Raw genomic sequence first — 26,951 nt, 5'->3', positions numbered from 1 at the left:
CGCCATTGTCTCGTGCCAGGCGCGCGACCTGTGTGGACTCACGAAACCAGCGCAGCACCAGAACCGCCTGGCTGAACACGCCCAGCGCCCGCCGGCCTCGACGTGTGCCCCGTTCACCCCGTTCGAGCAGCAACAACCGGGCCAGGTACTGGGCAAGTGCGCGCGGCACATCGAGCGTGGCACGATAAGTAATCACGTAGAGCCTCTGGTTCTCGGACTTGATCTTCGCAAATCCAGTCCTACCAGGGGCTCTACGCCTATCCACAGCCAGGCTTGACCCCAGCCGGTCGACGACAGCCAGCAAAGATCAACTTACCGAGAAAACCTCATTGTTAATGGCCTTATTCCAAGGTTATATGTCAAGGTGCAAACAGACCCATTAGCTTCAAGCTCATCTTGGCGAGGTCTCATAATCGTGCCAAATGACGTCGCTTCTCGCTGCGCATTATAAGTCCGGTAGGTCGTGGCGTTACGAATTCCACCAGGTAGCGCCTGGAGCGACGTTGTACTTGACCGCTTCGCCGACGCTGGCCTCGAATTGCCGTGTGGGTACTGGCTGGCCGTTGAGGTTCAGGCCGACGCGGGATAGGGCCTGGATGCGCTGCAGTGCGATCTGTCGGCCGGTCTGGCTGTGCAGCCTGGACGTGTCGGTCTTGTGTGTCTGCTGGTCGTGGATGCGATACAGCCAGGTGACGGCCTCGTCGTTGTAGCCGGCCGAGAGTTCGGACAGGGCGGAGAACATGATGATGTCTTCGTCGATGGGTGAGGCTGCCCAGCCGCCGGCGGCGCGTATGAGGTCGGTGCGCATCATGAGTGCGGCGCAGTGCACGGGCCAGTTGGCTTCGTGGTCGATGGCCCATGAGTTGACGGCGCCGGCATCGATGGTGCCGAACGGCATCGCGGATTCGTAGCTCGTGCGCGTGCCGTCGGAGAGCAGGTCGTCGGCCTGTCCGCAGGCCCATCCGACCTGCGGGTCTTCGAAGTGCGGGATCAGGGTGCGTAGTGCGTGCGGGAGAAGTACGTCGTCGTGGTCGAGTACCTGCACCAGCTCGCCGGTCGCGCGTGCGAGGGCGAAGTTACGGCTGACGGCTGCGCCGGCCTGTGCCTCGTTCGCGGCGTAGTGAACGTTGGGCAGGTCGGCGAACTTGTCGGCGAGCTGGGGATCGGTGCCGTCTTCCTGAATCAGCCACTCGAACTCCCAGCCTTCGGGCATGTCCTGGGCGAGCACGCTGCGCATGGCCTCGTCGAGGTAGTCGGCTTTCGGGCCGTAAGCGGCGGTGATGATCGAGACTCGACGTGTCACTTTTCGCTGCTCCAGGGCTTGAGTGGTGTGTGGAAGTTGAGGACGGTGCGGTCGGCCGGGTACTGGGCATCGGTCACCTCGACCACGCGGCCTTCGGTGTCGACCGACGTGCGCCGGCACCAGATCATGGGCACGCCGTCGGGTAGATGCCAACGTTCGACGTCCACGGTCGACGGCATCGACGCGGTGACGTCGTCGATGACCTCGATGACCTCGATCCCCACTGTGTAGAGCTGGTGCAGCGTGCCGCCCGGCCACGCCGCGTTCGCGGGGTCGGCGATGGCCGGGTTCGATTCGATGAGTTTCATCGGGATCCACGAGATCGACCACGCTTCGAGCCGTTCGGTTCGCGGGTCGGAGTGCTCGTAGATGCGCTGTAGCAGCTCGTCGGACGGGTCGATGTCGAACGCTTCGGCGAGCTTCTCGCCTGCGGGCACCGTCTGGTAGTCGGCCGTGAACTCGAGCTCGTCGAGCTCTACGTCCATGTCGTCCTCGGCGAGACCGCGTCGACTGCGGATCTCCTCGGTCTGCAGGACGACGTCCTTCTCTTCTTGGTGCCGCTTCGATGTGCGGACCACCTGGCGCGGCGGGATCCGAACGACCGGCGCCTTGCCCCTGCCGCCGGTGATCAGGCCTTGCTTTTTGAGCAGGTCGATCGCGGTGCGGGCACTGGTGGTGGAACATGCCCACTGCTCGGCCAGCTGGTGCAGCGTGGGCAGGGCGTCGCCCGGCTGACGCTGGCCAGACTCGATCTGGATGCGCAGATCGTCGGCGATGCGCACCGCAATCGGGCTCCGAGCTGGGGTCTTCTGAGGTTTCATAAGCCAACTTTAGCAGTTTGCGCGCAAACCCCTTGCATCCATCGCGGACCCGTGGTTAGCCTATTTGTAGGTTTGCGGGCAAACCTACAAACACGCAAACACTGGATTGGGAGTTCAAGTCTGATGGGTATGGAGCGTGGGCACCGGTTCGAGGTGCCGTTTGAGCAGGCGTTTCCGGCGGGTTTGGTGCTGAACGGTCAGGTGGAACCGGATAACGAGTTTCAGGAGAACCGCAACGCGCCGCCGCGGCAGAAGGTGGACGAGGCGACTGGGCTGCGCCGTTGGAAGGCAGTGTTCTCGGATCCGGGTTACGCGAAAGAGGCCGAGGCGTCGATCAAGGTGATCTTCCTGTCGGACGTGCAGCCGGTTCCGACGACGGAGGAGTTCATGCCGGGCTGCGGCATGCGTCCGGTGGTCCTTGAGGGGCTGCAGGTCTCGCCGGTGGTGACGGGTCAGGACAAGTTCAAGCGGCTGGGCTGGATGTATTTCGCGACGGGGTTCGCTGCGGCGCAGTCGTCGCCGGGTGGGTCGTCGGCGGGTAAGTCGGCGGGCCGGCGTTCGGGCGAGTCGTCGGCGTCGCAGGCGGAGGCGGCCTGATGTGCGATCCGGCTGCCGGCGATGGGCATTACTTCGTGTGGATCGTGGGCACGTGGCTGTGCTGCAAGTGCGGCGCTCCGGCCCCTGAGCGCGGGTTTGGGGGTGAGGTGGATGCGCGCCGGTCGTGATTTCTGAGGTATGTCAACGGTTTTCGGGAGCGGGGCCGAGCCCGCGGCCACGGACTCGGCCCCTGGTCTCCCAACAGTTTCCTTCCAGCCGTCCGCGGCATTGAAGAACGTTGAGAGGACTTCGACAGTAATGGACAGCCAGGTTTTCGCGGGGCCGGGATCGGTCCCGCACATGGTGGAACAGGGATTGGGGCGCACGCGGCGCGCCTATGTGCAGGCACAGAACAAGTGCGTCTCTGGTCGGTGCGGGACGGCACGCAAGATGGGTCGGATCGCGGAGCTGTACGAACGTGAGGCCCGTTGGTGGGGCGTGCTGTCGCGTTGGACGTCGCATCAGCGCGGCATTCAGTGGATCTACACCACCGCGGCGATCTCCGCGGAGCATGACGCCGAGCGCAGGGCCGAGAGTTACCGCGAGATGGAGGCCAGTTACTGGCGGCGTGCGTTGGCGGTGGCGGCTGATTCGGGGGTGGCTGCCTGATGCCGGTGACGATCGACAAGAACGCCGGCTGGCAGGAGATCGAGGTCCACCCTCGCCGGCATCGCCCGGACGGTGTGTGGGGCTCGCTCGCTGCCGCCCTGGTGTGGCTGGCCCGCGGGGTGGCCTTCGTGGCCACCGTGATCGTGACGTTCGTGGCCTTCAACTGGCTGCCGATGGCCGCGCTGCTGCCGGCGGTCTGGACGTGGGCCGTGGGTCTGGATGTGGTGGCTGCGGTGCAGGTCGTCGTCGCGGCGTGCGTGCTGGTGGCGTGGCTGCTGGTGTGGCCGTCCTCGTTCGATGTGTGGGTCGCCTCGCCGTGGCGCATGTGGATGCGGCGCCGCCGGTATTTCTGGAAGTGGGCCGATGTGATGGTCGCTTCCGGGCTGACGGCCAAGAAGCGGTCCAAGAAGCTGGTCGCGCCCAAGGTGGTGTTCATCCGGCACGGCCGGTTCGCCGACGTGCTCACGGTCCGACTTCCGGCCGGCATCACGCGGGCACGGCTTGCCGAGCACCTGGACGAGCTGGTCGAGGCGATGCATGCCCGTGAGGCACGGGTCGTGGATCCGCCGCGCTGGTCCTGGACCTGCTGGGTCAAGGCCCGCCTGGCCGGCGAGTTCCAGCGGACGGACAAGCCGGGTCTGGTGTTCGTGCGCCTGGCCTTCGGCGACCCGCTGGTGCACGTGCAGGCGCCGGCCCCGGCCGGGTCCGATGTGGACCTGGCGGCGGTGCCGATCGGCACGCGCGATGACGGCGGCCGCTGGCTGGTCAACCTCCTCGGCACGCACACCCTGCTGGCGGGCGCCACGGGCTCGGGTAAGGGCTCGGTGCTCTGGTCGATCCTGGCCGGCATCGGCCCGGCAATCCGCGGCGGGCTGGTGCAGGTCGTGGGGCTGGACCCGAAGGGCGGCATGGAACTCGGCTTCGGCCGGGAGTTGTTCCGACAACTGGTCACCATGGACGGCACCGAGGCCGAGGAAGAAGCCGTCTCGTTCCTGGAAGGCCTGGCCGATGAGGCGGACCGGCGTGCCTCGCTGTTGGCCGGCTATGCGCGGACGTTGGAGCCCTCGAGGTCGATGCCGTTCATCCTCGTCGTCATCGACGAACTCGCCTCCGTCACGGCGTTCATCTCCGATTCCAAACGGCAGAAGCGGGCCGAGGCTGCGCTGGGCCGGCTGCTGACGAAGGGCCGGGCGCCCGGGATGCATGTGATCGGCGCGCTGCAGGACCCGCGCAAGGAGGTGGTCCGCTGGCGCGACCTGTTCCCCACCCGCATCGGCCTGCGGCTGGTCGAAGCGTCCCAGCCGGACATGGTCCTCGGCGACGGTGCCCGTGACCGCGGTGCCCGCTGCGAGGAGATCGCCGACACCTCGCCCGGCGTGGGCTACGTCGTCGAAGACGGCTCCCGCACCGTGACCCGGGTTCGGGCCGGCTATCTGACCGATGACGACATTCGCCAGCTGGCGCAGACCTACCGGCCCGGGCCGGTGCTGCACTCGATCGACGGAGGCGTGGCCTGATGACCGCTGTGACCGAGACTGCGCTGACTGAGGACGTGGAGTTGCCGGCGCCGGTCGGGAAGATCATCCCGGCCACGCTCGAGGACATGGCCGAAACCACGGCCGAAGAGCTGGGCGCGTGTGTGCGGCCGATGGTGCTCGAACGCATCGATACCGCCACGAGCGAGAAGGTCCACGTGCCCGTGCCGTGCGGGGCCACCCAGAGCGCGGTGTGCCCCTCGTGTGCCGATAAGGCGCGGCGGCTGCGGATGCACCAGGCCCGCGAAGGCTGGCACCTGACCGACGAACCCCAGATCGAGACCGAGGAACCCACGACGCAGCAGCGGGCCGCGCTCGGCCAGATCGCCGATTTGACCGAGGCCCGCGCGCTCGCGGTCGGTATCGGCGATGACCGGGCCGCCGAGGAGATCGACGGCGAGATCGAGGCCGCGCACGCCCTGCTCAAAGCTGATGGGCTGCGCGGGGAGAAAGAACCCGTCGAGGACAAGAAACCTCGGACGGTGCGCTCGACCCGCCGCCGACAGGACGCCCCGGACTTGCCGCGGCGGCAGGTCGCCGACACCACCGTCGGCCGCGCCTTCGACACCGGCGACGGCAAGGTCTTCCGCCCGTCGACGTTCCTGACCCTCACTCTGGATTCGTACGGTCCGGTGCACTCGGCGTCCACAAAGCCCGAACACCCGACACGCTGTCGGTGCGGGCGGGTGCATCACCGCGAGGACGGCATCGTCGGCACGCCCCTCGATCCCGGTCGTTACGACTACCGGCGGGCGGCGCGCGATGCGATCCACTTCGGCAAGCTCGTCGACCGGTTCTGGCAGAACCTGCGGCGGGCGTGCGGGTGGAACGTGCAGTACTTCGCCGCCGTCGAACCCCAGAAACGCCTCGCGATGCACCTGCACGCCGCGGTACGCGGCACCATCCCACGGGCACTGCTGCGGCAGGTCGCGGCCGCCACGTATCACCAGGTGTGGTGGCCCGTGCATGACGTGCCGGTCTACAGCCCCGAGCATGCGCCGGTGTGGGACGAGGCCACCGACGCCTACGTCGACCCCGACACCGGGCAGGAGCTGCGGTCGTGGGAAGAGGCGCTGGACGAGACCTTCGACCCGGACGCCGAACCCGCCCACGTGGTGCGCTTCGGTACCGGCGGCATCGATATTCAGGGCGTCAACGCCGGTACGGACCAGGCCGGCAAGTGCCTGTCCTACCTGGTCAAATACCTCACCAAGGACCTCGACTCGTGCTACGAGGCCGACACCGACGCCCAGCGGCGCCACCACGACCGGCTCGCCGACGCGCTGCGCTGGGAACCCTGCTCCGAGGGCTGCGCGAACTGGCTGCTGTATGGCATCCAGCCCGAAGACGCCGGCAAAGGCCTCGTGCCCGGTGCGTGTCAGGGCAAGGCACACAAGCCGGCCACCCTCGGCTACCGGGGCCGGCGGTGCCTCGTCTCGCGCAAATGGTCGGGCAAGAACCTCACCGAACACCGCCACGAACGGCGCGAGCACGTGATGCGCACCCTCGGGGCCGTCGGCGCCACCCCCGAACTCGACACCCCCGACGACCCGGACGGCCGGTACCGGTGGGTGCCCATCCCGCGCGGCGACCCGAAACAACCCGACCGGACACAACTGCTGCTGCACTCCATCGCCCAGAAACGCCGATGGCGCCAGCAATACGACCAAGCACGACAAGCCGCCGAACTTTCGGCAACCGACCAGGCCGCGGCGTGAAGGGGGCACCGATGGACACCACATATCTCGACGTTCAGCAGGCAGCGGCCTACCTCGGCACCTCCGTCCGGTTCGTCCGCCGGCTCATCGCCGAACGCCGTATCGCCTTCCACAAGATCGGCACCCACGTCCGACTCGCCGTCGAAGACCTCGAAGCCTACGTCCAGGCCGGCCGAGTCGAGCCGGTGACTCGTAGCTCTGTGCTGCGAGACCTGGGAGGTGCTGCCTGATGGCGAACAAGAAGGGGCGCCGGAGTTTCGGCAACGTTCGTCAGCTGCCGTCGAAGCGCTGGCAGGCGAGGTATCCGGGCCCGGATGGGGTCGAGCGGCTGGCGCCGTACACCTTCGATACCAGGCGTGCCGCTGAGCGCTGGTTGGCCATGGTGGAAACCCAGATCAATCAAGGCGACTGGGTGGATCCGGAGAAGGGCAAGATCGAGCTCGCCGACTACGCCCGGCAATGGATCCAGGAACGTCCGGATCTACGCCCGCGCACCGTTGACCTGTACGAATGGCTGTTGACGAAGCACGTCGCCCCGGACCTCGGCGGGGTCCAGCTGGGCAAGCTGTCGACGGCGGTGATTCGGCAATGGCGGGCGCGCCGGTTGTCCTCGGGTGTGTCGCAGTCGGTCACGGCCAAGGCGTACCGGTTCTTGCGTGCGGTCCTGACCACGGCGGTGGATGAGGACAACATCCTGCAGCGCAATCCCTGTCGAATCCGGGGAGCGGACAAGGAGAGCCCGGCGGAGCGTCCAACGCTGTCCATTGCGCAGGTGTTCCAACTCGCCGACAAGATGCCCGCCCGTTTTCGCGCGTTGGTTCTGCTCACGGCCTTCACGTCGCTCCGCTGGGGCGAGGCGACTGCGCTTCGCCGCTGTGACGTCGCTGAGGATGCGAGCTGGGTGCGGGTGAGCCGGCAGTTCGTCGAGGTTCGCGGGCAAGGCCTGGTCGAGGGGCCGCCAAAGTCGCGGGCTGGCGCGCGTGAGGTGATCGTTCCGGCCGCGGTGCGGGATGACGTGCTGGAACACGTGGCTGAGTACGTCGACTCGGAACTTACGGCGCTGCTGTTCACGGGTGAACGTTCCGGCAACGCGATCCGCCGGCCGAACTTCAACCAGCGCGTGAAGTGGACGAAGGTTGTCGCGGATATCGGGCTGGAGGGCCTGCACTTCCATGACCTGCGGCACGCGGGCAACGTGTGGGCTTCGAAAACCGGCATGTCGACCAAGGACCTCATGGCTCGGATGGGACACGACGACATGCGGGCGGCGCTGATTTACCAGCGGGCCACGGATGAGGCCGGCCAGCGGATCGCCGATCAGCTCTCGGGGCTTGTCGAGGAATACCGCGAACGGCGTGGCGGAGACGATGACGAGCCGGGCGACGGTGGGGCCGGCCAGCCGGCCCCGGTCGGCTAATGGCACGTTAATGGCACGCTGGCCTTGTCGATCAAGAAAGCAGAAACCCCCAGGTCCACATCAGACGGTGTGTGACCTGGGGGTTTCCACGTGGAGCGGATGACGGGAATCGAACCCGCGTTCTCAGCTTGGGAAGCTGATGTTCTACCATTGAACTACATCCGCCTGTTGCCGACCGATCTTACAACGTCCGCGCGGATCGTCATCCCCACCCCCGGTTCATCTCGCCGCTTGACGTTCACGGCCACAAGTGACAACACTTGTTGTCATCACCTGAACGGGGTCGTGCGAAGGAGCATGCGATGAGCATCGACGAGCGACTGCCCGAGCCCGAGTTCCTGCGCACCGGCGGGTTCCGCCTGGCAACGCGGCTGTACGCACCCGGTGACGTCCGCGGCACCCGGCGTCAGCTCGACGCCTTCCGCGAGTACGCCCAGACGGCCGACCCGCTCGCCGACGACCTCGTCGCCCTGATCGAACGCCTCCCCGACGGCGAGGGTCGCGCCCTCTTCGAACGTGCGCTCGCCGACGGCATCGACGCCGTCCCGGACCCGCCCGCCGAACTGGCCGCGTTCTTCCGCCAGGTGGAAGCCACGCCGTACTGGGTCGACCACGCCCGCATCGACGCCGGCGCCCGCGCCATCGTCCGCACCGGCCTGCTCGGCCTCTTCCCCCTCGGCGACATGGCGCTCATGGGCGGCTACCTGTCGTCCAGGGCGACGAAACCCCTGGTCGGCACCGGTGCGCTCATCGAGGACATGGCACCGAAACGGCTCGTCGAAACCACGCACTGGTGGCTCGACGTCACCACCCCCGGCGCGCTACGCACCCACGAACACGGCTACGCCTCCGCGCTCCGCGTCCGACTCGTCCACGCGCACGTGCGCGCCGCCATGAACCGCCGCCCCGACTGGGACTACGACGCCTGGGACCGGCCCGTCAACCAGATCCAGACCGTCGGCACGCTCCTGCTGTTCTCCCTGGTCTACGTCCTGGGTATGCAGCTGCTCGGTGTCCGCTACACCGACGACGAACGTGCCGACATCCACCACCTGTGGCGCTACGTCGGCTGGCTCATGGGTGTCGACGACGAACTCCTCCCCGCCACCGAGGACGACTCGTGGCGCCTGCTCTGGCTGCTCGCCACCAGCGAATTCATCCCCGACGACGACTCCAAGCGCCTCGCCGCGGCACTGCTCGCCGCGCACGAAGGCGTCGGCGAGGGACGCGGCGCCCTCGGCACCGTGCTCGCCCAGCTCTCGGTACGGCTGCACGGCTCGGTCAGCAGGCTCGTACTCGGCAAGGCCAACTCCGACTTCCTCGGCCTGCCGAACGACCCGATCGCACAGGGAGCCGTGCTCGCGGGCGCGGCCGCCAACTTCGCGGCCGAGAGCGTGCGACGCGTCCTGCCCGGCGCGACAGCGGTACAGGAACGCATCGGCGAGCTCGGCCGCGCCCAGTACCGGCGCAGGCTCGGCTCGGTGTTCCGCATCGACCGCACCTACGCACGGCACATGCGCACCGCGGCCTGAACAGCGCGGCGATAGGGTGGGGTCCGTGCTGCTCAGTGACCGCGACCTCCGCAAGGAGCTCGACGCAGGCCGCCTCGCCGTCGAACCGTACGGGCCGCAGATGCTCCAACCGTCGAGCATCGACGTGCGCCTCGACCGATTCTTCCGTGTCTTCGACAACACGAAGTACACGCACATCGACCCGTCGTTGCAGCAGGACGAACTCACCTCGATGGTCGAGAAGACCGACGGCGAGCCGTTCGTCCTGCACCCCGGCGAGTTCGTCCTCGGCTCGACGTTCGAGATCTTCAGCCTGCCCGACGACCTCGCGGGCCGCCTCGAAGGCAAGTCGTCACTCGGCAGGCTCGGCCTGTTGACGCACTCGACCGCCGGGTTCATCGACCCCGGGTTCGACGGCCACATCACGCTCGAACTGTCGAACGTCGCCAACCTGCCGATCACCCTGTGGCCGGGAATGAAGATCGGCCAGCTGTGCCTGTTCCGGCTCACCAGCTCCGCCGAACACCCCTACGGCTCCAGCGAGGCAGGTTCCAAGTACCAGGGGCAGCGCGGGCCGACGCCGAGCCGCGCGTACCGCAACTTCGACCGCGTCGACACCGCCCGCTGAAGGTCGAGACCTCACGCGAGGCCGGCGCGCCGCGGCGGTGACGCGTGGCTGATCCGTCTCACAGAACGGTTCGCCAAGTCACTCGTTGGTGGTAGCTTGCCCGGTCGTGGCTACCCCGACCCCTCGATACCGCGCAGCGCTGGTGACGCTCAGCGTGCTCGTCGGAGTCGCGGGTGCGGTGGGCGGTCACCTGCTGTGGTTCGAACCGGACTCAACGGACACCGCGCAGGTCGCCGGTCCGCACAGTGGTCTGGAACGGCAACCGCCCGAGCCGTCGTCCACCGGTTCTCCGGGACACCCGGGCGGCCCCGGCGCCGCGGGGTCCGCGAGCCCCGCCCCCGCGACGTCGTCGGTCTCGCTGCCCGGTGGGTCCCCCACCACGACGACCGTCGATCCCGCACCGAGCCGCACGTCGTCGCAGCAGCCGACGACCACCCGGTCCGAGGACTCGCCCACACCGACCACGAGTGCGCCGACGTCCGGCTCCGACAGCGCCTCGCCGACGACCGCCCCCACGACGACCAGCGGCAACCGCACCGACCAGCCACTCGAGGAGCTCGCCAGGTACGTCAACGAGGAACGCGTCCTCGCGGGCTGCTCCCCCGTCAGCGTCGCCCCGGAACTCGACGAATCCGCGCAGGCGCACAGCGACGACATGTCCCGGCAGGGCAGGCTGTCGCACGAGTCCTCCGACGGCACGTCCTTCGAGGAGCGCGTCGAATCGCACGGCTACGACGACCCCGCGGCCGAGAACCTCGCGATGGGCGTGACGTCGGCGCGCGCCGTCGTCGACAACTGGATGGCGCAGGACGCCCACAGCGCCAACATCACCGACTGCGACGTCACCGCCCTCGGCGTCGGCCTCAACGAGAACGGCTGGTACTGGACCCTCGACCTCGGCTACTGACCGTGTTCAGCAGGTAGGCGGCTTTGCGCCCTTGGGGCACAGGCTGCCCACCCGGACGGGTGTCACTCGGTCGGGGTGATGCGGGTGAGGATGCGGGTCGTGTCGACACCCGTGGGCAGGGTGCCGAAGGCCGCGCCCCAGTCGCCCGCCAATCGCGAGGCGCAGAACGCGTCGGCGACCGCCTCGTCGCCGTGGCGCACCAGCAGCGAACCCTGCAACACCAGCGCGAGCCGCTCCACCAGCCTCCGCGCGCGATACTCCACATCGGATAGATCGGCGAGCTCCTTGCGCACCCCGGCGATCGCCTCGTCCAGTCGTCCGTCCACACCGGACGCCGCGTCGAGCTCGGCGACCAGCGCCTCCACCGAGTCCGGCTGCTTCGCCATGGCACGCAACGTGTCCAGCGCCGCGACGTTGCCCGAACCCTCCCAGATCGACGACAACGGCGACTCACGGAACAGTCGCGGCATGCCCGACTCCTCGACGTAACCGTTGCCGCCCAGGCATTCCAGCGCCTCGGCCGCATGTGCGGGCGCCCGTTTGCACACCCAGTACTTCGTCACCGCCAGTGCCAGCCGCCGGAACGCCGCCTCACCGTCGTCGGCCGCCGCGCGGTCGCTCGCACCGGCCAGGCGCATCGCCACGAGCGTCGCCGCCTCCGACTCGACGGCCAGATCCGCCAGCACGTTCGCCATCGCCGGGTGGTCGGCCAGCCGGGTGCCGAACGTCGACCGGTGCCGCGCGTGGTGCGCCGCTCGTACCGTGCCGTAACGCATCCCCGCGGCCCCGCCGATGACGCAGTCCAGCCGCGTGTTCGACACCATCTCGATGATCGTGCGGACCCCGCGGCCCTCCTCGCCGACCAGCCAGCCGATCGCACCGTCGTACTCGATCTCGGCCGACGCGTTCGACTTGTTGCCCAGCTTGTCCTTGAGTCGCTGCAGGTGGATGGCGTTGCGCGAACCGTCCGGCAGCACGCGCGGCAGCAGGAAACACGACAGCCCGCCCGGGGTCTGCGCGAGCGTCAGGAACACGTCCGACATCGGTGCCGACGTGAACCATTTGTGCCCCGTCAGCGCGTACGTGCCGTCGCCGGCCGGGGTCGCGGTCGTCGTGTTGGCGCGCACGTCCGAGCCGCCCTGCTTCTCGGTCATCGACATGCCCGCGATGAGGCCGCGTTTACCCGTCGGCACGCGCAGGCCGTAGTCGTATTCGCGGGCCGCGAGCAGCGGTTCGTAGACGTCGGCGAGCTCGGGGCTGTGCCGCAACGTCGGCACGGCCGAGTACGTCATCGAGATCGGGCACGTGTGGCCCGCCTCGTTCTGGCTCCACACGTAGAACTTCGCCGCCCGCGCCACGTGCGCGCCGGGCCGCGAGTCCCGCCACGGTGCGGCGTGCAGTCCGTGGGAGACGGCGACGTCCATCAGGTCGTGCCAGTGCGGGTGGAACTCCACCTCGTCGATGCGGTGGCCCACCCGGTCGTGGGTGCGCAGCGCCGGCGGGTTCTCGTTCGCCAGCCTGCCCCACTCCTGCACGCGTTCGCTGCCCGCGAGCGCGCCGAGTTCGTGCACCTCGTCGGCCGCCCAGTCCGCACCCTCGCGTGTCAGCGCGGCCAGCAGCGTCGGGTCGTCGGCGACGTCGTGGCCGGTCAACTGCGGCACCTGGTTCGTCACGTCATGGGTTGCCGGCATCGAAGGCTCCTAGGGATCGCAGGGTGAAGGTGGACAGTTCGTCGACCGCGTCCTCGCCGCCCGAGGTCAGCGGTCCGATCATGACCTCGGCGACGGCGCCGACGATCGCGGCGGCGGTCAGCGGGGCCTGTTGCGGCGGCAGCGTGCCGTCGCGCACGCCCTCGCCGATCCGGGCCGCGATGACGTCGCGGAACGCGCGGCGGAACACGATGCGTTCGGCCTCGACCGGAGCGTCGACCGGTTCCGCGAGCAGTGCGTACGCCAGCCGCGGCGCCTTGAGTGCGCGTGCGGCGAACGTGTCGACGACGGCGACGACGCGCTCGCCCGTCGAACCCGGCTGCTGCGCCGCGCGCTCGACGGCCTCGACCTCGCGCGTCACCAGCTGCCGGAACACCTCCACGACCAGCTCCGCCTTGCTGCCGAAGTACCGGTACACGCTGCCGGTGGCGACGCCCGCGCCGTCGGCGACCGCGGCCACCGAACAACCCGCGTAGCCGCGTGTGGCCAGCAGTTCGACGGCGGCGTCGAGGATCGCGGCACGCTGCGAGTCCATGCGTGCCTGGATCCTCGGGGTGCGGCGGTACACCATGCGAAATAGTGAACCACCATTCACAGCTTGAGGCAAGACCGACGATCACGGACAGGCCGGGCGCCGGGGCGATCACGGACATCGGTATGCGGCGTTCGCGTCGTGTTCAGCCCGACAACACCCGAACGGGCTACAAAGCTCGGGTGCGAAACAGAAACCGACTCCTCGCCTGTGCGGCCGCCACGGCGCTGACGGCCACGTTGGCCCCGACGGCCGTCGCGAGCCCCGCCTCGGACAGCCCCGCCCGCCCGGACACCTCGCCCGCCACCGGCGTCCCGTCCCACCCCGGTGAGCACTTCGTCCGCACGGCGACGATGCCCGTCCACGAGAACTCGTCGCCCGACGAGGAGACGGCCGCCGAGATCTCGGCCGTCACCCCCGACGGCCGGACCGTCGTGTACACGGATTCGCCCGGCGAGCGCATCGGCTTCGCGAAGCTCGCAAGGCGCAGCTCCGTCGAACCGGCGGGCACCCTCGACATGCCCGGCGAGCCCACGTCCGTCGACATCGTCGGCGGGTTCGCACTCGTCGCCGTGAACACGTCGGAGAGCTACACGGAACCGTCCGGCGTACTCCAGGTCGTCGACCTCGACACGCGGACCGTCGTCGCGAGCCACGACCTCGGCGGTCAACCCGACGCGATCGACATCTCCCACGACGGCCGCCACGCCGCCGTCGCCATCGAGAACGAGCGCGACGAGGATCTCGATGACGGCGCCATCCCGCAGCAGCCCGCCGGGTTCCTCGACATCGTCGACCTCGACGGCTCGCCCGCGGACTGGCAGGTGCACAAGACCGACCTGACCGGCCTCGCCGACGTCGCGCCGAGCGACCCCGAGCCCGAGTACGTCTCGATCAACGGGCGCGGCGAGGTCGCCGTGACGTTGCAGGAGAACAACCACATCGCCGTCGTCGACCTCGAGACCGGCGACGTGCGCAGCGACTTCACCGCGGGCACGGCGACCGTGCGCGACGTCGACACCACCGAGAACTCCCGCATCGAGCGCGACGGCACCGTTACGGCGCCCCGCGAACCCGACTCGGTCGGATGGCTCGACGACGACACCCTCGCGACCGCCGACGAAGGCGACTACGAGGGCGGCACCCGCACGTGGACCGCGTTCGACGCCCGCACCGGCGACGTCGTGTACAGCTCGGGTGCCGAACTGGAGCAACTCGCCATCTCCTACGGCCAGTACCCGGAGCACCGCGCCGAGAACAAGGGTGTCGAACCGGAGGGACTGGCCGTCGCCACGTACGGCAAGCACCGCTACGCCTTCGTCGCGCTCGAACGTGCCAACCTCGTCGCCGTGTACAACGTGGACGATCCGCGCAGCCCGAAGCTGGTGCAGGGTCTGCCCACCGGCGTCGCGCCCGAGGGCGTGCTGCCCGTGCCGCAGCGCGGCGGACTCGTCGTCTCGGCCGAGGAGGACGACGCCGAGGACAACATGCGTTCCTCGCTCAGCCGGTACCAGCTGACGCGCAAGCCGCTCGCCGCGTCGCTGAAGCACAACCGGGGCGCCCCGTCGATCGTCTCCGACGGCATCGGGTTCGGCGCGTTGTCGGGGCTTTCCGGCGTCCCCGGTGAGCCCGGCGAGGTCGTGGCCGTCACCGACGACGCGTACACGCCGAGCCGCGTGCTCAGCGTCGACACCGCGTCGCATCCGGCCAGGGTGACCGGCGAACTGCCGGTCACGCGCGACGGCGAGGCGGCGTCCTACGACGTCGAGGGCATCGCCACCCGCGAGGACGGCGGTTACTGGCTCGCCACCGAGGGCAAGCCTGCCGACGGGGTGCGCAACCTGCTCGTCGACGTCGACTCCGGCGGCGAGGTGCGCCGTGAGATCGCGCTGCCCGACGCCATTGCAGGCGGAGCCGAGCGGTACGGCTTCGAAGGCGTCGCCGTGACGGGCGACCACGTGTGGGTCGCCGTGCAGCGGGAGTGGGCCGACAACGAACCGGGACGCACCACGCTCGCCCGCTACACGCCCTCGACCGGGAAGTGGTCGTTCGCGGCCTACCCGCTCGACGACGCGCCGGAGAACGGCTGGATCGGCGTGTCCGAGCTGACCGCGCTCGGCGACGGTCGTCTGCTCGTGCTCGAACGCGACAACCAGCGCGGCGAGAACGCGCAGACGAAGAAGGTCTACGAGATCGACGTCTCGACGGTCGATCCCGCGCCCGCCGGGGAAGCGAAACCGGTGCTGCGCAAGCGGCTCTCGCGGGACCTGCTGCCCGCGCTCGAAGCGGGCGGCGGCGCCGTGGCCGACAAGCCGGAAGGTCTCGCCGTGACCGCCGACCGCCGCCTCGTCGGCGCCGTCGACAACGACGGGCTCGACGACGCTCCGGGCGAGTCGGTCCTGCTGCGACTGGGTCGCGCCTGAGGACAGGGAAGGGGCCGGCGGGTGGGTACGGCCGGCCCCTTCCCGCCCGCGGCCACGGACGGTGCGAGCACAGCCGCTGCCGCGGTCCCGACAGGCGCCGCGGTCACAATCGGTGCAGGCCCGCCAGCACACGTTGCATGAGCGCGAAATCCGGCCTGCCCGTCTCGTCCGGGGCCGACGCCGTGTGGACGTGCACCAGATCCGCCCCGAGCAGGTCGCTGAGCAGGACCCGCGCGACACCGAGCGGCACGGCCAGTAGCGCCGCGATCTCCGCGACCGACCGCGGCTCGACGCACAGCCGGCGCACCGCCTGGTAATCGGCGTTGTTCCCGTCTCGCGCCCACGGTCCCGCCGGGTTGACCGTGACGAGCGTTTCGATCGCCAGGTCGTCGCGTGCCTCGGTGCGGCCGCGGGTGATCACGTACGGCCGCACCCGCAGGCGGTTCTCCTCGAGCGGGTCGTAGAGCTCGTCGGCGTACTCGTGGTTGCCGCCGGGGGTGTCGATCGCTGGGACGGCGCGTTCGGAGGGGCGTTCATCGGCGGGCGCGGCCTGCCGGGGGCCGGTGACCTCCACGTGCGCCATGGTGGGCACGGTCGCCGCCTCGCCCGGGTCCTCCGAACGGCCCGCGCCCGCCGCTTCGCGTGTACTCGCGGTCTCGCCGGCCTCGCCCGGCTCCGCGTCACCGTACCGCTCCAACGCCGAGGCCGACGGGAACCGCGCGCCCGACCCGCCGACCCGCGACCGGCTCTTCTTCCGCGCCCGTTCCGGTTCGGTCTCGGGCGAGCCGCGGTTCCCGGCTCGTTTGGCGGCCTCCTTCTCCGCCGCCTTCCGCTCGGCACGCTCGATGCGCTCCAGCGCCTTCGCCGACGGGAAGCGCGCACCGGACCGCACCGGCAGGTCGGTGGCCTCGGCCGGCTCGGAGGGTTCCTCCTCGAACTCCGGTTCCGCGCCGAGCCGTTCGCGCTGCCGTTCCGAGGGGAAGCGCGCACCCGAGCGGCCGACGGCGTCCTCGCGCGACTCCGGTCTCGCTGGTTCCTTCGAGGTACCCATACCCACGCCCTCGCCTCGCACGCCGTGCGGCCGTCTCGTCGCCGGGTACGACCCCGGAGGGCCTGCGACGCTGCGCCGCGTGGCCTGACGAGGATTGTGGAGAACCGGACGGGGTTGTGTATTTCACCCGTGTAAACAAGCTGGGTCGATGCCGAAACAGCAGCGGGCGCCGCACCGGAGGTCCGATGCGGCGCCCGCCTGAGCTACTCGTCCGGGTCAGGAATCCTCGGCCGACCGAGGCGCGCCGGCCTCGTTCGCACCTGCCGGACCGGCCGCGGTGTCGGCCTTGCCGTCCGCCTCGGCCTCACCGCCGGCTTCGGTGTCGGACGCGCCCACCGTGACCGGCTCCTTGTCCGAACCCCGCTTGACCGCCGACAGCAGCAGCTGCGACACGTCGACGACCTCAAGATCCTCGCTGGCCTTGCCGTCGCTCTGCCGCGAGGTGACGCCGTCGTTGAGCATGACGCGGCAGAACGGGCAGCCCGTCGCGATCTTCGACGGTGCGGTGCCGAGCGCCTCGTCGACGCGCTCGACGTTGATCCGCTTGCCGATCTGCTCTTCCATCCACATGCGCGCACCACCGGCACCGCAGCACATGGAGCGGTCGCCGTGCCGCGGCATCTCGCGCAGGTTCGCGCCCGCGGCGTCCGCGAGCTCACGCGGCGCCTCGTACACCTGGTTGTGGCGGCCGAGGAAGCACGGGTCGTGGTACGTGATGTCCTGCGCGACCGGGGCCATCGGCGTCAGCCGCTTCTCGCGCACGAGGCGGTTGAGCAGCTGCGTGTGGTGCACGACCTCGTAGTTGCCGCCGAGATCCGGGTACTCGTTGGCGAGCGTGTTGAAGCAGTGCGCACACGTGACGACGATCTTGCGCTTCTCCGGCTCGACATCCTCGAACACCGAGTTCAGCACCTCGACGTTCTGCTGCGCCAGCATCTGGAACACGAACTCGTTGCCTGCGCGGCGAGCCGGGTCACCGGTGCAGGTCTCCTCCGGTCCGAGCACGGTGTACTTGACGTCGGCCATGTGCAGCAGTTCGGCCACCGCACGCGTCGTCTTCTTGGCGCGGTCCTCGAACGCACCGGCGCAGCCGACCCAGAACAGGTACTCGGTGTCCTCGCTGAACTCGCCGTCGAACACGGGCACCTCGAAGTCGAGGTCCTCGGCCCAGGCCATGCGGTCCTTGGCGTTCTGGCCCCACGGGTTGCCCTTGTTCTCCAAGTTCTTGAACAGCGAGTTCAGCTCGGTCGGGAAGTTCGACTCGATCATGACCTGGTAACGGCGCATGTCGACGATGTGGTCGACGTGCTCGATGTCGACAGGGCACTGCTCGACGCACGCACCGCAGTTGGTGCACGACCACAGCATGTCCGGGTCGATGACGCCGTTCGCCTCGGCGTCGCCCACGAGCGCGCGCTCGGACTCGGCCAGCGCCAGCACGTCGATGCCCGCGTGCGGGTCGTCGCCGGTCAGGCCGATCTCGTCGCCTGCCATGTCCTTCTTGCCGCCCGCCATCAGGTACGGCGCCTTGGCGTAGGCGTGGTCGCGCAGCTGCGTGATCAGCATCTTCGGCGACAGGGGCTTACCCGTGTTCCACGCCGGGCATTGCGACTGGCAGCGGCCGCACTCGGTGCACGTCGAGAAGTCCAGCCAGCCCTTCCAGCTGAAGTCCTCGACCTGGCCCGCACCGAAGACGTCCTTCTCCGGGTCGGCCTCCTCGAAGTCGAGCGGCTTGCCGTCCGACATCATCGGCTTGAGCTTGCCCAGCGCGACGCCGCCGTCGTCCTCGCGCTTGAAGTAGATGTTGAAGAACGCGCTGAACCGGTGCCAGGCGACACCCATCGTGAGGTTCCGGCCGACCACGACCAGCCAGATCATGCCCGACAGCAGCTTGATCAGCGCCATGATCGACACGGCCGCGGTGGCGCTCGGCAGGATCTGCGCGAGCGGCTGGGTCACGAAGCTGGACCACAGAGCCGGGTCCTCGATGCCGCTGGAGATCTTGAACGCCTTGACGCCGAGGATGCCGAGACCCTCGATGACCACCACGGCTTCCACGAAGTAGGCGGCCGCGAAGTCCGACCCCTGGAACCGGGACTGCCGGTCGGCGCGGCGCGGGTGGTTGGCCTGACGGATGATCGCCAGCGCGACACCACCGACCACGGTGCCGATGCCCAGCAGTTCGAGCAGCAGCTGCCACGGAGCCCAGTGGCCGATGATCGGCCACGCGAAGTGCGGGTCGAAGATCTCGCCGTAGGCCTCGAACAGGGCGAGCGAGCCGAGCAGGAAGCCCCACATCACCAGCCAGTGCCATGGCCCGACGTTGCGGAACTTGTTCATCCGCGTGTGGGCGGCGAACTCCTTGATCAGCGTCTTCAGGCGCGGGAGGAACGGTCCGTAGCGCGTGCCGTCCGGCTGCCCGAGTCGGATGATGCGCACCTGCCGGACGACGGCGGCGACGAACACACCCCAAGCGACAATGCTGACGGCAACGCCGATCACGCCGAGCGTGATCTGCAGTGCACCCATGATCGGGCCTTTCGGTTCGGTCTTCGTGGTGGGTGTCGGGAGGGTATCGCTTCTTCGTTCAGGTCCTACTGAGGAGTAACGGATGAGCGATGCCCGAGTCCCACTGATGTGGCAGAAACCTCGCTAATTATGGGACGAACGTTCAGGTATCTTCACAAGAGTGGGTGCATATCTGTTGATCGCAGGAGCGATCGTCGCCGAGGTCACCGGCACCGTGTCGTTGAAGTTGTCGGAGGGTTTCTCCAAGCTGCTGCCCTCGATCGCCGTGGTCGTCGGGTACGGCACGGCGTTCGTGCTGCTGGGGCAGGCGCTGAAACACGGTATGCCGGTCGGGGTCGCGTACGCGATCTGGGCGGCCGCGGGTGTCGCGCTCGTGGCGCTCATCGGATCGGCGTTCCTCGGAGAACCGATGAACCCGACCATGATCGCCGGATTGGCGCTGGTCATCGGCGGGGTGGTGCTGCTCGAAGCGGGGCGCGCCGCGTGAAACGGCAGGTCGACGGCCGCAAAGCGCGGGGAGAGAAGCGGCGCACGGAGATCATCGAGGCGACCCTGCGCGTGATCGAACGCGACGGCGTCGCCGGGGTCACGCACCGCACGGTGGCGGCGGAGGCGGGCGTGCCGACGACGTCGACGACGTACCACTTCGCCACCCTCGACGACCTGCTCGTGGCGACGCTGATCGACTGCGCGCGGGACATGGCCACCGAGGTGTACTGGATGATCGACCGGGCACGCTCACACGGTCGTGGGCGTGGCGCGGAGGAGATCGCCAAGCTGCTGGCGGAGGCGCTCGGCCCGAAGCGCGGGCGGACGATGGCCGAGTACGAGCTGTATCTCCTGGCCGCGCGCAAGCCCGAACTGCGCCCGGCGGCCCGACGGTGGCTCGACGTGCTCACGTCGATGGTGCGCCACGACGACGAGGTCGCCTTCCGCGTGTTCCTCGCCGGCATCGACGGTCTGCTGATCCAGGGCCTCATCGACGACGAACCCCCAGGCGAGGAGGAACTCCGCCCGGTCGTCGACTACCTGCTCAACCCGAGGTGACCCGCCCGCGTGCCCTGCACTCAAGACGCCGTGTTGCGGATCCGGGGGATCGTGTTGCAGGTTCAGGGCGCCGTGTTGCGGATCCCGGGGACCGTGTTGCGTTCCTGGGGCCCGTGTTGCAGATCCCGGACGCCGTGTTGCGGGTTCAGGGGACCGTGTTGCGGGTTCCGGACGCCGTGCCGTGCTCCGCCGTAGAACACCGAATGCAGGACACGTGGTGCCGCGTGCAGGACACGTGATGCGAGTCATGGCCCCGGAGGACGCAACACGCGCCCCTTGAAGCGCAACACGGTCACTCAGGAACGCAACACGCGCCCCGGGATCCGCGACACGAGGCCCCGGGAACGCAACACGCGTCCCCGGGGCGCGGGACTACGGTGTCAGCCCTTGTTCTCGTGAAGGCCCGTGAGGGTTGCGCGGCCCAGCGTGTGGCCGAACATGTTGAACTGCAGGAACGCGGGCCGGGACTCGTCGGGGATGTCGAGCGACTCGACGTCCAGCGCGTGCACCACGAAGATGTAGCGGTGCGGCCCGTGCCCGGGAGGCGGCGCGGCGCCGAGGTACTGGCGCACACCGCCGTCGGTGGTGAGCATCTTCGCGCCTTCGGGCAGGTTCGCCCCGCTCGGATTCCCGGCGTCCGTGGGCAGCTCCGTGACGGAGGCGGGGATGTTGAACACCGCCCAGTGCCAGAACCCGCTGACGGTCGGCGCGTCCGGGTCGTAGCAGGTCACGACGAAGCTCTTGGTGCCGTCGGGGAAGCCGGACCACGCCAGGTGAGGCGAGGTGTCCTCGCCGCCCGCGCCGAACAGGCCGGACAGCTGCGGGGTGGGCAGCGCCTGGCCGTCGGTCACGTCGTCGCTGCGCACGTCGAAGCTCGGCACCTGCGGCAGGAAGTCGTAGGGGTTGAAGTTGAACGGCGCGTCGGCCATCTCACGCTCCTCGTGGTCGGGTGGCACTGAGTCGGCTGGAGACAGAGCCTCCAAGGGCACTTTGGTGGCGGTGAGTGCAACCAAGGTGCCCATGGGGGAACGTCGGCGGGTGCATCGCTGCGACCCGGCCCCAGCGTAGGCAGCCGGGCACGGCGCGTCAGCGCGGCCCGGACGGCGCGGCCCGGCGGCGCCCGGGCGACGCGGCCCGGCGGCGTGGTTCGAGGGGCGGGGATGCGCGGCGCGGGCTCCTCGGGGTGTCGGATCGGGGAAAACCAGGGGGGTCCCCGATATCCCCGTGGGCCGGTCACGCCTAGCGTCGGCGTGGCAGGCGGGAGCGGAGGGAGTGACGTGTCGCGCAGGTCGGTGCTGGCGGTCGGTGGTGCGGTGTTCGTGGTGGCGGGCGTCGGCGTCGGCACGGGGTGGCTGTGGCCGACGTCGGAGGAGCGGACCGGCATCGTGGACGCCGACGTCGAACGGATCCGGCTCGACCTCGGCTCCGGGGACGTCGACATCCGGGTGGACGAGAACGCGCAGCGCACGACCGTGCGACAGTCGGTGCAGCGCCTGTTCGCCGAACCCGGCGAGACGTACGAGGTCGACGGTTCGACGCTGGAACTGGGCGACTGCGACTGGTTCTGCTCGGTGAACTACGAGGTGACGGTGCCGAGTCGGGTGGCGGTCGACGGGGAGTTCAACTCGGCCACGCTCACGGTGGACGGGGTCGGCGATGTGCACGTCGAGATGAACAGTGGCGACGTGCGCGGCTCGGCCCGGGGCTCGGTCGACGTCGACGGCAACTCCGGTTCCGTCGAGCTGGAGGTGGCCGATCCGCGACGGGTCACGGCCGACCTCAACAGCGGCGACGTCCGGCTGACCGTGCCCGACGGCGAGTACGAGGTCCTCGGCGATTCGAACAGCGGCGACCGTGACATCGGCGTGACCGTCAGCCCGAACGCCGACCGGGTGCTCGACCTGTCCACCAACAGCGGCGACGTGCTGGTCGAGCCCCGGTAGATGTGGTGCCCGTCGAATCCGCGGCTTGCGTCATGGCGGCGCAGGTTTCGGGGTACCCGGAGGTCGGCAGGCCGGAGAAGGACACGCGTGGTCTCGACCTGTCGGTCCGTAGCCGCCGCGGGAACAAACGTCGCAGGTCGGACGTTACCCTGGCAGAAAGGTTGAGCAGCCGTCACTCAAGTCTCGTTTGACGACACTCGGCCGGTAGCGTTAGAACTTGAGTGAGCCCCGCTCAGGTCTCGGTGATCCGCCGAGCCGCCCGGTGCGCCGGGCCGGTGGGGTGTCCACAGGATCAGTAGGAGGGAAAGACACATGGCGCGAGCGGTCGGCATCGACCTTGGTACGACGAACTCGGTCGTTTCCGTGCTCGAGGGCGGTGAGCCGACGGTCATCGCCAACTCGGAAGGGGCGCGTACCACCCCGTCCATCGTCGCCTTCGCCAAGAACGGCGAAGTGCTCACGGGTCAGCCCGCGAAGAACCAGGCCGTCACCAACGTCGACAGGACGATCCGGTCGGTCAAGCGGCACATGGGCACCGACTGGAAGACCGAGGTCGACGACAAGGCTTACACCGCCCAGGAGATCAGCGCGCGCGTGCTGATGAAGCTCAAGCGCGACGCCGAGTCCTACCTGGGCGACGAGGTGACCGACGCGGTCATCACCGTCCCGGCGTACTTCGAGGACGCCCAGCGCCAGGCCACGAAGGAGGCCGGCCAGATCGCGGGACTGAACGTCCTGCGCATCGTCAACGAGCCGACCGCGGCCGCGCTGGCGTACGGCCTCGACAAGGGCGAGAAGGAACAGACCATCCTGGTCTTCGACCTCGGTGGCGGTACGTTCGACGTGTCGCTGCTGGAGATCGGCGAGGGTGTCGTCGAGGTCCGTGCCACCAGTGGTGACAACCACCTCGGTGGTGACGACTGGGACGAGCGCATCGTCGACTGGCTGGTCGACAAGTTCAAGTCGTCCAACGGCATCGACCTGACCAAGGACCGCATGGCCCTCCAGCGCATCAAGGAGGCCGCGGAGAAGGCGAAGATCGAGCTCTCCAGCTCGTCCACCGCCAGCATCAACCTGCCGTACATCACGGTGGACGCGGACAAGAACCCGCTGTTCCTCGACGAGACCCTCTCGCGTGCCGAGTTCCAGCGCATCACCTCCGACCTGCTGGAGCGTGCGCGCAACCCGTTCAACAACGTGGTGCGTGACGCGGGCATCTCGGTCGGCGAGATCGACCACGTCGTGCTCGTCGGCGGTTCCACGCGCATGCCGGCCGTGACCGAGCTGGTCACGGAACTGACCGGCGGCAAGGAGCCGAACAAGGGCGTCAACCCGGACGAGGTCGTCGCCGTCGGCGCCGGTCTGCAGGCCGGTGTGCTCAAGGGCGAGGTCAAGGACGTCCTGCTGCTGGACGTCACGCCGCTGTCGCTGGGCATCGAGACGAAGGGCGGCGTGTTCACCAAGCTCATCGAGCGCAACACGACGATCCCGACCAAGCGTTCCGAGATCTTCTCGACGGCCGACGACAACCAGCCGTCGGTGCAGATCCAGGTGTTCCAGGGTGAGCGCGAGATCGCCGCCCACAACAAGAAGCTCGGCATGTTCGAGCTGACGGGTCTGCCGCCCGCGCCGCGCGGCGTGCCGCAGATCGAGGTCTCCTTCGACATCGACGCCAACGGCATCGTGCACGTCACGGCGAAGGACCTGGGCACCAACAAGGAGCAGTCGATGACCATCACCGGTGGCTCCGCGCTGCCGCAGGAGGACATCGACCAGATGGTCAAGGACGCCGAGGCGCACGCCGAGGAGGACCAGCGGCGTCGCGAGGAGGCGGAGACCCGCAACCAGGCGGAGACGCTCTCCTACCAGACCGAGAAGTTCGTGACCGACAACGAGGACAAGTTGCCGGACGAGCTCAAGACCAAGGTCAAGTCGGCCATCGAGGAGACCAACGAGGCCCTCAAGGGCGACGACATCGCCAAGGTCAAGGAGTCCGTCGAGAACCTGAACACGGTCTCGCAGGAGCTGGGCCAGGCGCTGTACGCCAACTCGGACGCCGAGGGCGCGGCCGGTGCCGACGCCGGTGCCGCGGGCGCCGCGGGTGCCGGTGACGCCGGGTCCGCCAAGGCCGACGACGACGTCGTGGACGCCGAGATCGTCGACGAGGACGACAAGAAGTGACAGAGCGGGACGAGACCGAAGCCCGGGAAGAGCAGGAGCCGGTCGTCGTTCGGGACCGTCGCAAGGTCGACCCGGAGTCGGGCGACCTGCGCGCTCCCGAGGACGGCGAGGCGGTCGAGGTACCCGCGGGCGAACTCGCGGGCACGGAGGTCGGCGGGGCGGCCGGCGAGGCCGGGCAGGCCGAGTCGGACGCCCAGTCGGACCTGGCCAAGCAGCTGGAGGAACGCACCGCGGATCTGCAGCGTCTCCAGGCCGAGTACGCCAACTACCGGCGGCGTGCCGACAAGGAACGTGAGCAGCTCGCGGCCTCCGGCAAGGCTTCGCTGGCGGGTGACCTGCTGCCGCTGCTGGACGACGTCGAGCGCGCCGCCCAGCACGGCGACCTGACCGGCGCGTTCAAGTCGGTGGCCGACAAGCTGGTCGAGGCGCTGGAGAAGGCCGGTCTCGAGCCGTTCGGCGCCGAGGGCGACGAGTTCGACCCGAGCGTGCACGAAGCGGTGCAGCACGACACGTCGCCCGACGTGTCCGGCCCGACCGTGACGACCGTGCTGCGGCGCGGCTACCGGTTCGGCGACCGTGTGCTGCGGGCGGCGCTCGTGGCCGTCACGGACCACGAGCCCGGCGAGGCGCCCGCCGACCAGGGCGGGCAGGCAACTGATGCGGAGACGCCGATCGACCCGCCGGTCGAAGGTGAACTCCCCATCGACGGCAATGAGCAGCGGAACTGACGACAAGCGGAAAGGAGGAGACGCCCGATGAGCGCTCGGGAGTGGCTCGACAAGGACTTCTACCGTGAGCTGGGCGTCTCCTCCGACGCTTCCACGGACGAGATCAAGAAGGCCTACCGGAAGCTGGCTCGGGAGAACCATCCCGACGCCAACCCGGGCAACGCCGAGGCGGAGAAGAAGTTCAAGGCCGTCTCGGAGGCCTACGGTGTGCTGTCCGATCCGGACAAGCGCAAGGAGTACGACGAGGCTCGCGCAGTGTTCGGCTCCGGCCGTACCGGTGGCGGGTTCGGCGGCTTCCCCGGCGGAGGCCCCGGGCCAGGTGGCCCCGGTGGTCCCGGCGGCGCGGGCGGATTCGACCTGGGCGACATCTTCGGCCAGGGCGGCGGTGCCGGTGGTCAGGCGGGTGGTTTCGGCGGGTTGGGCGACATGCTCGGCAACCTGTTCGGCCGCCGGGGCGGCGGTGCGGCGGGCCCGCAACGCGGGCAGCGTGGCAGCGACGTCGAAACCGATGTGCGGATCGACTTCGCCGAGGCGGTGAGGGGTGCGACCCTGCCGCTGCGGCTGTCGAGTCCCGCGACGTGCGGTACGTGCGGCGGCAACGGCGCGCGGCCCGGCACCTCTCCGCGGACCTGTCCGACCTGCTCCGGTGCCGGGCTCGTCAACCGCAACCAGGGTGCGTTCGCGTTCTCCGAACCGTGCCCGGACTGCCGCGGCAGCGGTCAGCAGATCGACGACCCCTGCCCGGAGTGCGCGGGCGACGGCGTGTCCACCCGGACCCGCACGCTCACCGTGCGGATCCCGCCGGGCGTCGACGACGGCCAGAAGATCCGTCTCGCCGGGCAGGGCGAACCGGGCAAGGGTGGTGCACCCGCAGGCGACCTGTTCGTGCGCGTGCACGTCAACGCCGACGGCGTGTTCGGCCGGTCCGGCAACGATCTGACGATCACGCTCCCAGTGGAGTTCACGGAGCTGGCGCTCGGTACGACGCTGACCGTGCCGACGCTCGACTCGAAGGTGTCCGTGCGCGTGCCCGCGGGCACGTCGAGCGGGCGCGTGCTGCGGGTGCGTGGCAAGGGAATCGCCAAACGGGATGGCTCGCAGGGCGATCTCCTCGTTACGCTGCAGGTCGTCGTGCCCTCCAAGGTCGACGACGAAGCCAAGGCAGCACTCGAGAAGTACGCCGATGCGGTCGCACAGCACGATCCGCGACCCGAGATCACTGCGCTGTTGCGCGACAGAGGTGAGTGATGTTCGGTCCAGGTTCGCCGGGTTTGGGGATGCCGCACGGCGCGGACGAGGACACGCCCGTCTTCGTCATCTCCGTCGCGGCCCAGCTTTCGGGGCTGCACGCGCAGACGCTGCGGTCGTACGACCGGATGGGACTCGTCTCGCCCGGCCGTACGACCGGCGGCGGCAGGCGCTACTCCATGCGCGACATCGCCCAGCTGCGTGAGGTGCAGCGGCTGTCGCAGGAGGAGGGCGTCAACCTCGCGGGCATCAAGCGGATCATCGACCTGGAGAACCAGGTCGAGGCGCTGCAGGCCCGCGTGACCGAACTGGCCGAGGAACTGTCGGCGGCGTACGCGGCCGCGGAGCAGGCGGCGGCCGCGGTGCACGCTTCGTACCGCAAGGACCTCGTGCCGTTCCGCAAGCAGAACGCGATGGTGGTCTGGAAGCCGGGCAAGCCCAAGCGCTGACCCGGCCCCCTTCTCGCACCGTCGCGTGTCCTGCACTCGCGGGCCCGTGTTGCGGATCCGCGGGA

At 69.1% G+C, this 26,951-nt stretch carries 24 protein-coding genes, 1 tRNA gene and 1 pseudogene; 17 read left to right on the top strand and 9 right to left on the bottom strand.

Annotation, left to right across the window (positions count from 1 at the left end):
- From LY13_RS22355 to LY13_RS22345, 3 genes and pseudogenes are all read right to left on the bottom strand, one after another.
- A pseudogene (locus LY13_RS22355) lies at window positions 1–196 on the bottom strand (IS5/IS1182 family transposase); the annotation flags it as partial.
- Window positions 197–469: 273 nt separating this feature from the next.
- Window positions 470–1,303: a glycosyltransferase family 2 protein gene (locus tag LY13_RS22350; protein ID WP_253830518.1), complete on the bottom strand. Its 834-nt coding sequence runs from the start codon at window positions 1,301–1,303 to the stop codon at window positions 470–472.
- Window positions 1,300–2,124, bottom strand: coding sequence for a GntR family transcriptional regulator (locus LY13_RS22345; protein ID WP_253830517.1), 825 nt, complete (start codon window positions 2,122–2,124; stop codon window positions 1,300–1,302). Before LY13_RS22345 ends, LY13_RS22350 begins: the two co-directional genes overlap by 4 nt.
- Before the next feature lie 123 nt (window positions 2,125–2,247).
- Between LY13_RS22345 and LY13_RS22340 the strand changes: the two genes are divergently transcribed.
- The 6 genes from LY13_RS22340 to LY13_RS22315 all read left to right on the top strand — a co-directional run bounded on the left by LY13_RS22340 (window position 2,248) and on the right by LY13_RS22315 (window position 8,000).
- Window positions 2,248–2,721, top strand: coding sequence for a hypothetical protein (locus tag LY13_RS22340; protein ID WP_253830516.1), 474 nt, complete (start codon window positions 2,248–2,250; stop codon window positions 2,719–2,721).
- Window positions 2,722–2,979: 258 nt separating this feature from the next.
- Window positions 2,980–3,330, top strand: a complete 351-nt coding sequence (locus tag LY13_RS22335; protein WP_253830515.1) for a hypothetical protein — start codon at window positions 2,980–2,982, stop codon at window positions 3,328–3,330.
- A complete protein-coding gene (locus LY13_RS22330; protein ID WP_253830514.1) occupies window positions 3,330–4,847 on the top strand; it encodes an FtsK/SpoIIIE domain-containing protein in 1,518 nt (505 codons plus the stop codon). Before LY13_RS22335 ends, LY13_RS22330 begins: the two co-directional genes overlap by 1 nt.
- Complete coding sequence (locus tag LY13_RS22325; RefSeq protein WP_253830513.1) at window positions 4,847–6,583, top strand: replication initiator; 1,737 nt, start codon at window positions 4,847–4,849, stop codon at window positions 6,581–6,583. The genes LY13_RS22330 and LY13_RS22325 overlap by 1 nt, the downstream gene beginning before the upstream one ends.
- An 11-nt stretch (window positions 6,584–6,594) precedes the next feature.
- Window positions 6,595–6,813: a helix-turn-helix domain-containing protein gene (locus tag LY13_RS22320; RefSeq protein WP_253830512.1), complete on the top strand. Its 219-nt coding sequence runs from the start codon at window positions 6,595–6,597 to the stop codon at window positions 6,811–6,813.
- On the top strand, window positions 6,813–8,000 hold the full coding sequence (locus LY13_RS22315; RefSeq protein ID WP_253830511.1) for a tyrosine-type recombinase/integrase: 1,188 nt from the start codon (window positions 6,813–6,815) through the stop codon (window positions 7,998–8,000). The genes LY13_RS22320 and LY13_RS22315 overlap by 1 nt, the downstream gene beginning before the upstream one ends.
- 91 nt (window positions 8,001–8,091) lie before the next feature.
- Here the strand turns inward: LY13_RS22315 and LY13_RS22310 are convergent.
- Window positions 8,092–8,165, bottom strand: a tRNA-Gly gene (locus LY13_RS22310).
- 137 nt (window positions 8,166–8,302) lie between these two features.
- Here LY13_RS22310 and LY13_RS22305 point away from each other — a divergent pair.
- The 3 genes from LY13_RS22305 (at window position 8,303) to LY13_RS22295 (ending at window position 11,046) form a co-directional block, all read left to right on the top strand.
- A complete protein-coding gene (locus tag LY13_RS22305) occupies window positions 8,303–9,532 on the top strand; it encodes an oxygenase MpaB family protein (protein ID WP_253830510.1) in 1,230 nt (409 codons plus the stop codon).
- A gap of 25 nt (window positions 9,533–9,557) precedes the next feature.
- Window positions 9,558–10,139 (top strand): dCTP deaminase, encoded by a 582-nt coding sequence (gene dcd / locus LY13_RS22300; protein WP_253830509.1) that lies wholly within the window; start codon window positions 9,558–9,560, stop codon window positions 10,137–10,139.
- Between the two features lie 106 nt (window positions 10,140–10,245).
- The gene (locus LY13_RS22295) at window positions 10,246–11,046 is read left to right on the top strand and encodes a CAP domain-containing protein (protein WP_253830508.1); all 801 of its coding nucleotides are present in this window, start codon (window positions 10,246–10,248) and stop codon (window positions 11,044–11,046) included.
- A gap of 62 nt (window positions 11,047–11,108) precedes the next feature.
- On the opposite strand, the gene LY13_RS22290 is transcribed toward LY13_RS22295, so the two are convergent.
- Both LY13_RS22290 and LY13_RS22285 read right to left on the bottom strand, forming a co-directional pair.
- Window positions 11,109–12,737: an acyl-CoA dehydrogenase family protein gene (locus tag LY13_RS22290; RefSeq protein ID WP_253830507.1), complete on the bottom strand. Its 1,629-nt coding sequence runs from the start codon at window positions 12,735–12,737 to the stop codon at window positions 11,109–11,111.
- Window positions 12,721–13,326 carry a TetR/AcrR family transcriptional regulator gene (locus tag LY13_RS22285; protein ID WP_253830506.1) on the bottom strand — a complete coding sequence of 202 codons (606 nt, stop codon included), beginning with the start codon at window positions 13,324–13,326 and terminating at the stop codon, window positions 12,721–12,723. Before LY13_RS22285 ends, LY13_RS22290 begins: the two co-directional genes overlap by 17 nt.
- Before the next feature lie 143 nt (window positions 13,327–13,469).
- Between LY13_RS22285 and LY13_RS26060 the strand changes: the two genes are divergently transcribed.
- Window positions 13,470–15,710 carry an esterase-like activity of phytase family protein gene (locus LY13_RS26060; protein ID WP_253830505.1) on the top strand — a complete coding sequence of 747 codons (2,241 nt, stop codon included), beginning with the start codon at window positions 13,470–13,472 and terminating at the stop codon, window positions 15,708–15,710.
- Window positions 15,711–15,813: 103 nt separating this feature from the next.
- Here the strand turns inward: LY13_RS26060 and LY13_RS22275 are convergent, their stop codons facing one another.
- Entirely contained in the window at window positions 15,814–16,761 is a 948-nt protein-coding gene (locus tag LY13_RS22275) for a DUF742 domain-containing protein (protein ID WP_253830504.1), read from the bottom strand.
- A gap of 216 nt (window positions 16,762–16,977) precedes the next feature.
- Complete coding sequence (locus tag LY13_RS22270; RefSeq protein ID WP_253830503.1) at window positions 16,978–19,290, bottom strand: (Fe-S)-binding protein; 2,313 nt, start codon at window positions 19,288–19,290, stop codon at window positions 16,978–16,980.
- Window positions 19,291–19,450: 160 nt separating this feature from the next.
- On the opposite strand from LY13_RS22270, the gene LY13_RS22265 reads away from it, so the two are divergent.
- Both LY13_RS22265 and LY13_RS22260 read left to right on the top strand, forming a co-directional pair.
- The gene (locus LY13_RS22265; protein ID WP_253830502.1) at window positions 19,451–19,777 is read left to right on the top strand and encodes a DMT family transporter; all 327 of its coding nucleotides are present in this window, start codon (window positions 19,451–19,453) and stop codon (window positions 19,775–19,777) included.
- Window positions 19,774–20,337: a TetR/AcrR family transcriptional regulator gene (locus LY13_RS22260; RefSeq protein WP_183647948.1), complete on the top strand. Its 564-nt coding sequence runs from the start codon at window positions 19,774–19,776 to the stop codon at window positions 20,335–20,337. Before LY13_RS22265 ends, LY13_RS22260 begins: the two co-directional genes overlap by 4 nt.
- A 380-nt stretch (window positions 20,338–20,717) precedes the next feature.
- Here the strand turns inward: LY13_RS22260 and LY13_RS22255 are convergent, their stop codons facing one another.
- Entirely contained in the window at window positions 20,718–21,266 is a 549-nt protein-coding gene (locus tag LY13_RS22255) for a YbhB/YbcL family Raf kinase inhibitor-like protein (RefSeq protein WP_253830501.1), read from the bottom strand.
- A gap of 348 nt (window positions 21,267–21,614) precedes the next feature.
- Here LY13_RS22255 and LY13_RS22250 point away from each other — a divergent pair, with 348 nt between their 5' ends.
- The 5 genes from LY13_RS22250 to LY13_RS22230 all read left to right on the top strand — a co-directional run bounded on the left by LY13_RS22250 (window position 21,615) and on the right by LY13_RS22230 (window position 26,886).
- Window positions 21,615–22,280: a DUF4097 family beta strand repeat-containing protein gene (locus LY13_RS22250; protein WP_253830500.1), complete on the top strand. Its 666-nt coding sequence runs from the start codon at window positions 21,615–21,617 to the stop codon at window positions 22,278–22,280.
- Between the two features lie 312 nt (window positions 22,281–22,592).
- The gene (gene dnaK / locus LY13_RS22245; RefSeq protein ID WP_253830499.1) at window positions 22,593–24,461 is read left to right on the top strand and encodes a molecular chaperone DnaK; all 1,869 of its coding nucleotides are present in this window, start codon (window positions 22,593–22,595) and stop codon (window positions 24,459–24,461) included.
- On the top strand, window positions 24,458–25,189 hold the full coding sequence (gene grpE / locus LY13_RS22240) for a nucleotide exchange factor GrpE (RefSeq protein WP_253830498.1): 732 nt from the start codon (window positions 24,458–24,460) through the stop codon (window positions 25,187–25,189). Before dnaK ends, grpE begins: the two co-directional genes overlap by 4 nt.
- Window positions 25,190–25,216: 27 nt before the next feature.
- Window positions 25,217–26,437 carry a molecular chaperone DnaJ gene (gene dnaJ, locus LY13_RS22235; RefSeq protein ID WP_253830497.1) on the top strand — a complete coding sequence of 407 codons (1,221 nt, stop codon included), beginning with the start codon at window positions 25,217–25,219 and terminating at the stop codon, window positions 26,435–26,437.
- Window positions 26,437–26,886, top strand: a complete 450-nt coding sequence (locus tag LY13_RS22230; RefSeq protein ID WP_301299484.1) for a heat shock protein transcriptional repressor HspR — start codon at window positions 26,437–26,439, stop codon at window positions 26,884–26,886. The genes dnaJ and LY13_RS22230 overlap by 1 nt, the downstream gene beginning before the upstream one ends.
- The last annotated feature ends 65 nt before the right edge of the window (window positions 26,887–26,951 follow it).

Origin of the sequence: Prauserella aidingensis (assembly GCF_024171865.1) — a bacterium.
Classification (GTDB): Bacteria; Actinomycetota; Actinomycetes; order Mycobacteriales; family Pseudonocardiaceae; genus Prauserella; species Prauserella aidingensis.
Note: the sequence above shows the minus strand (reverse complement) of the source record. Positions and strands in the feature narration are given on the sequence as shown.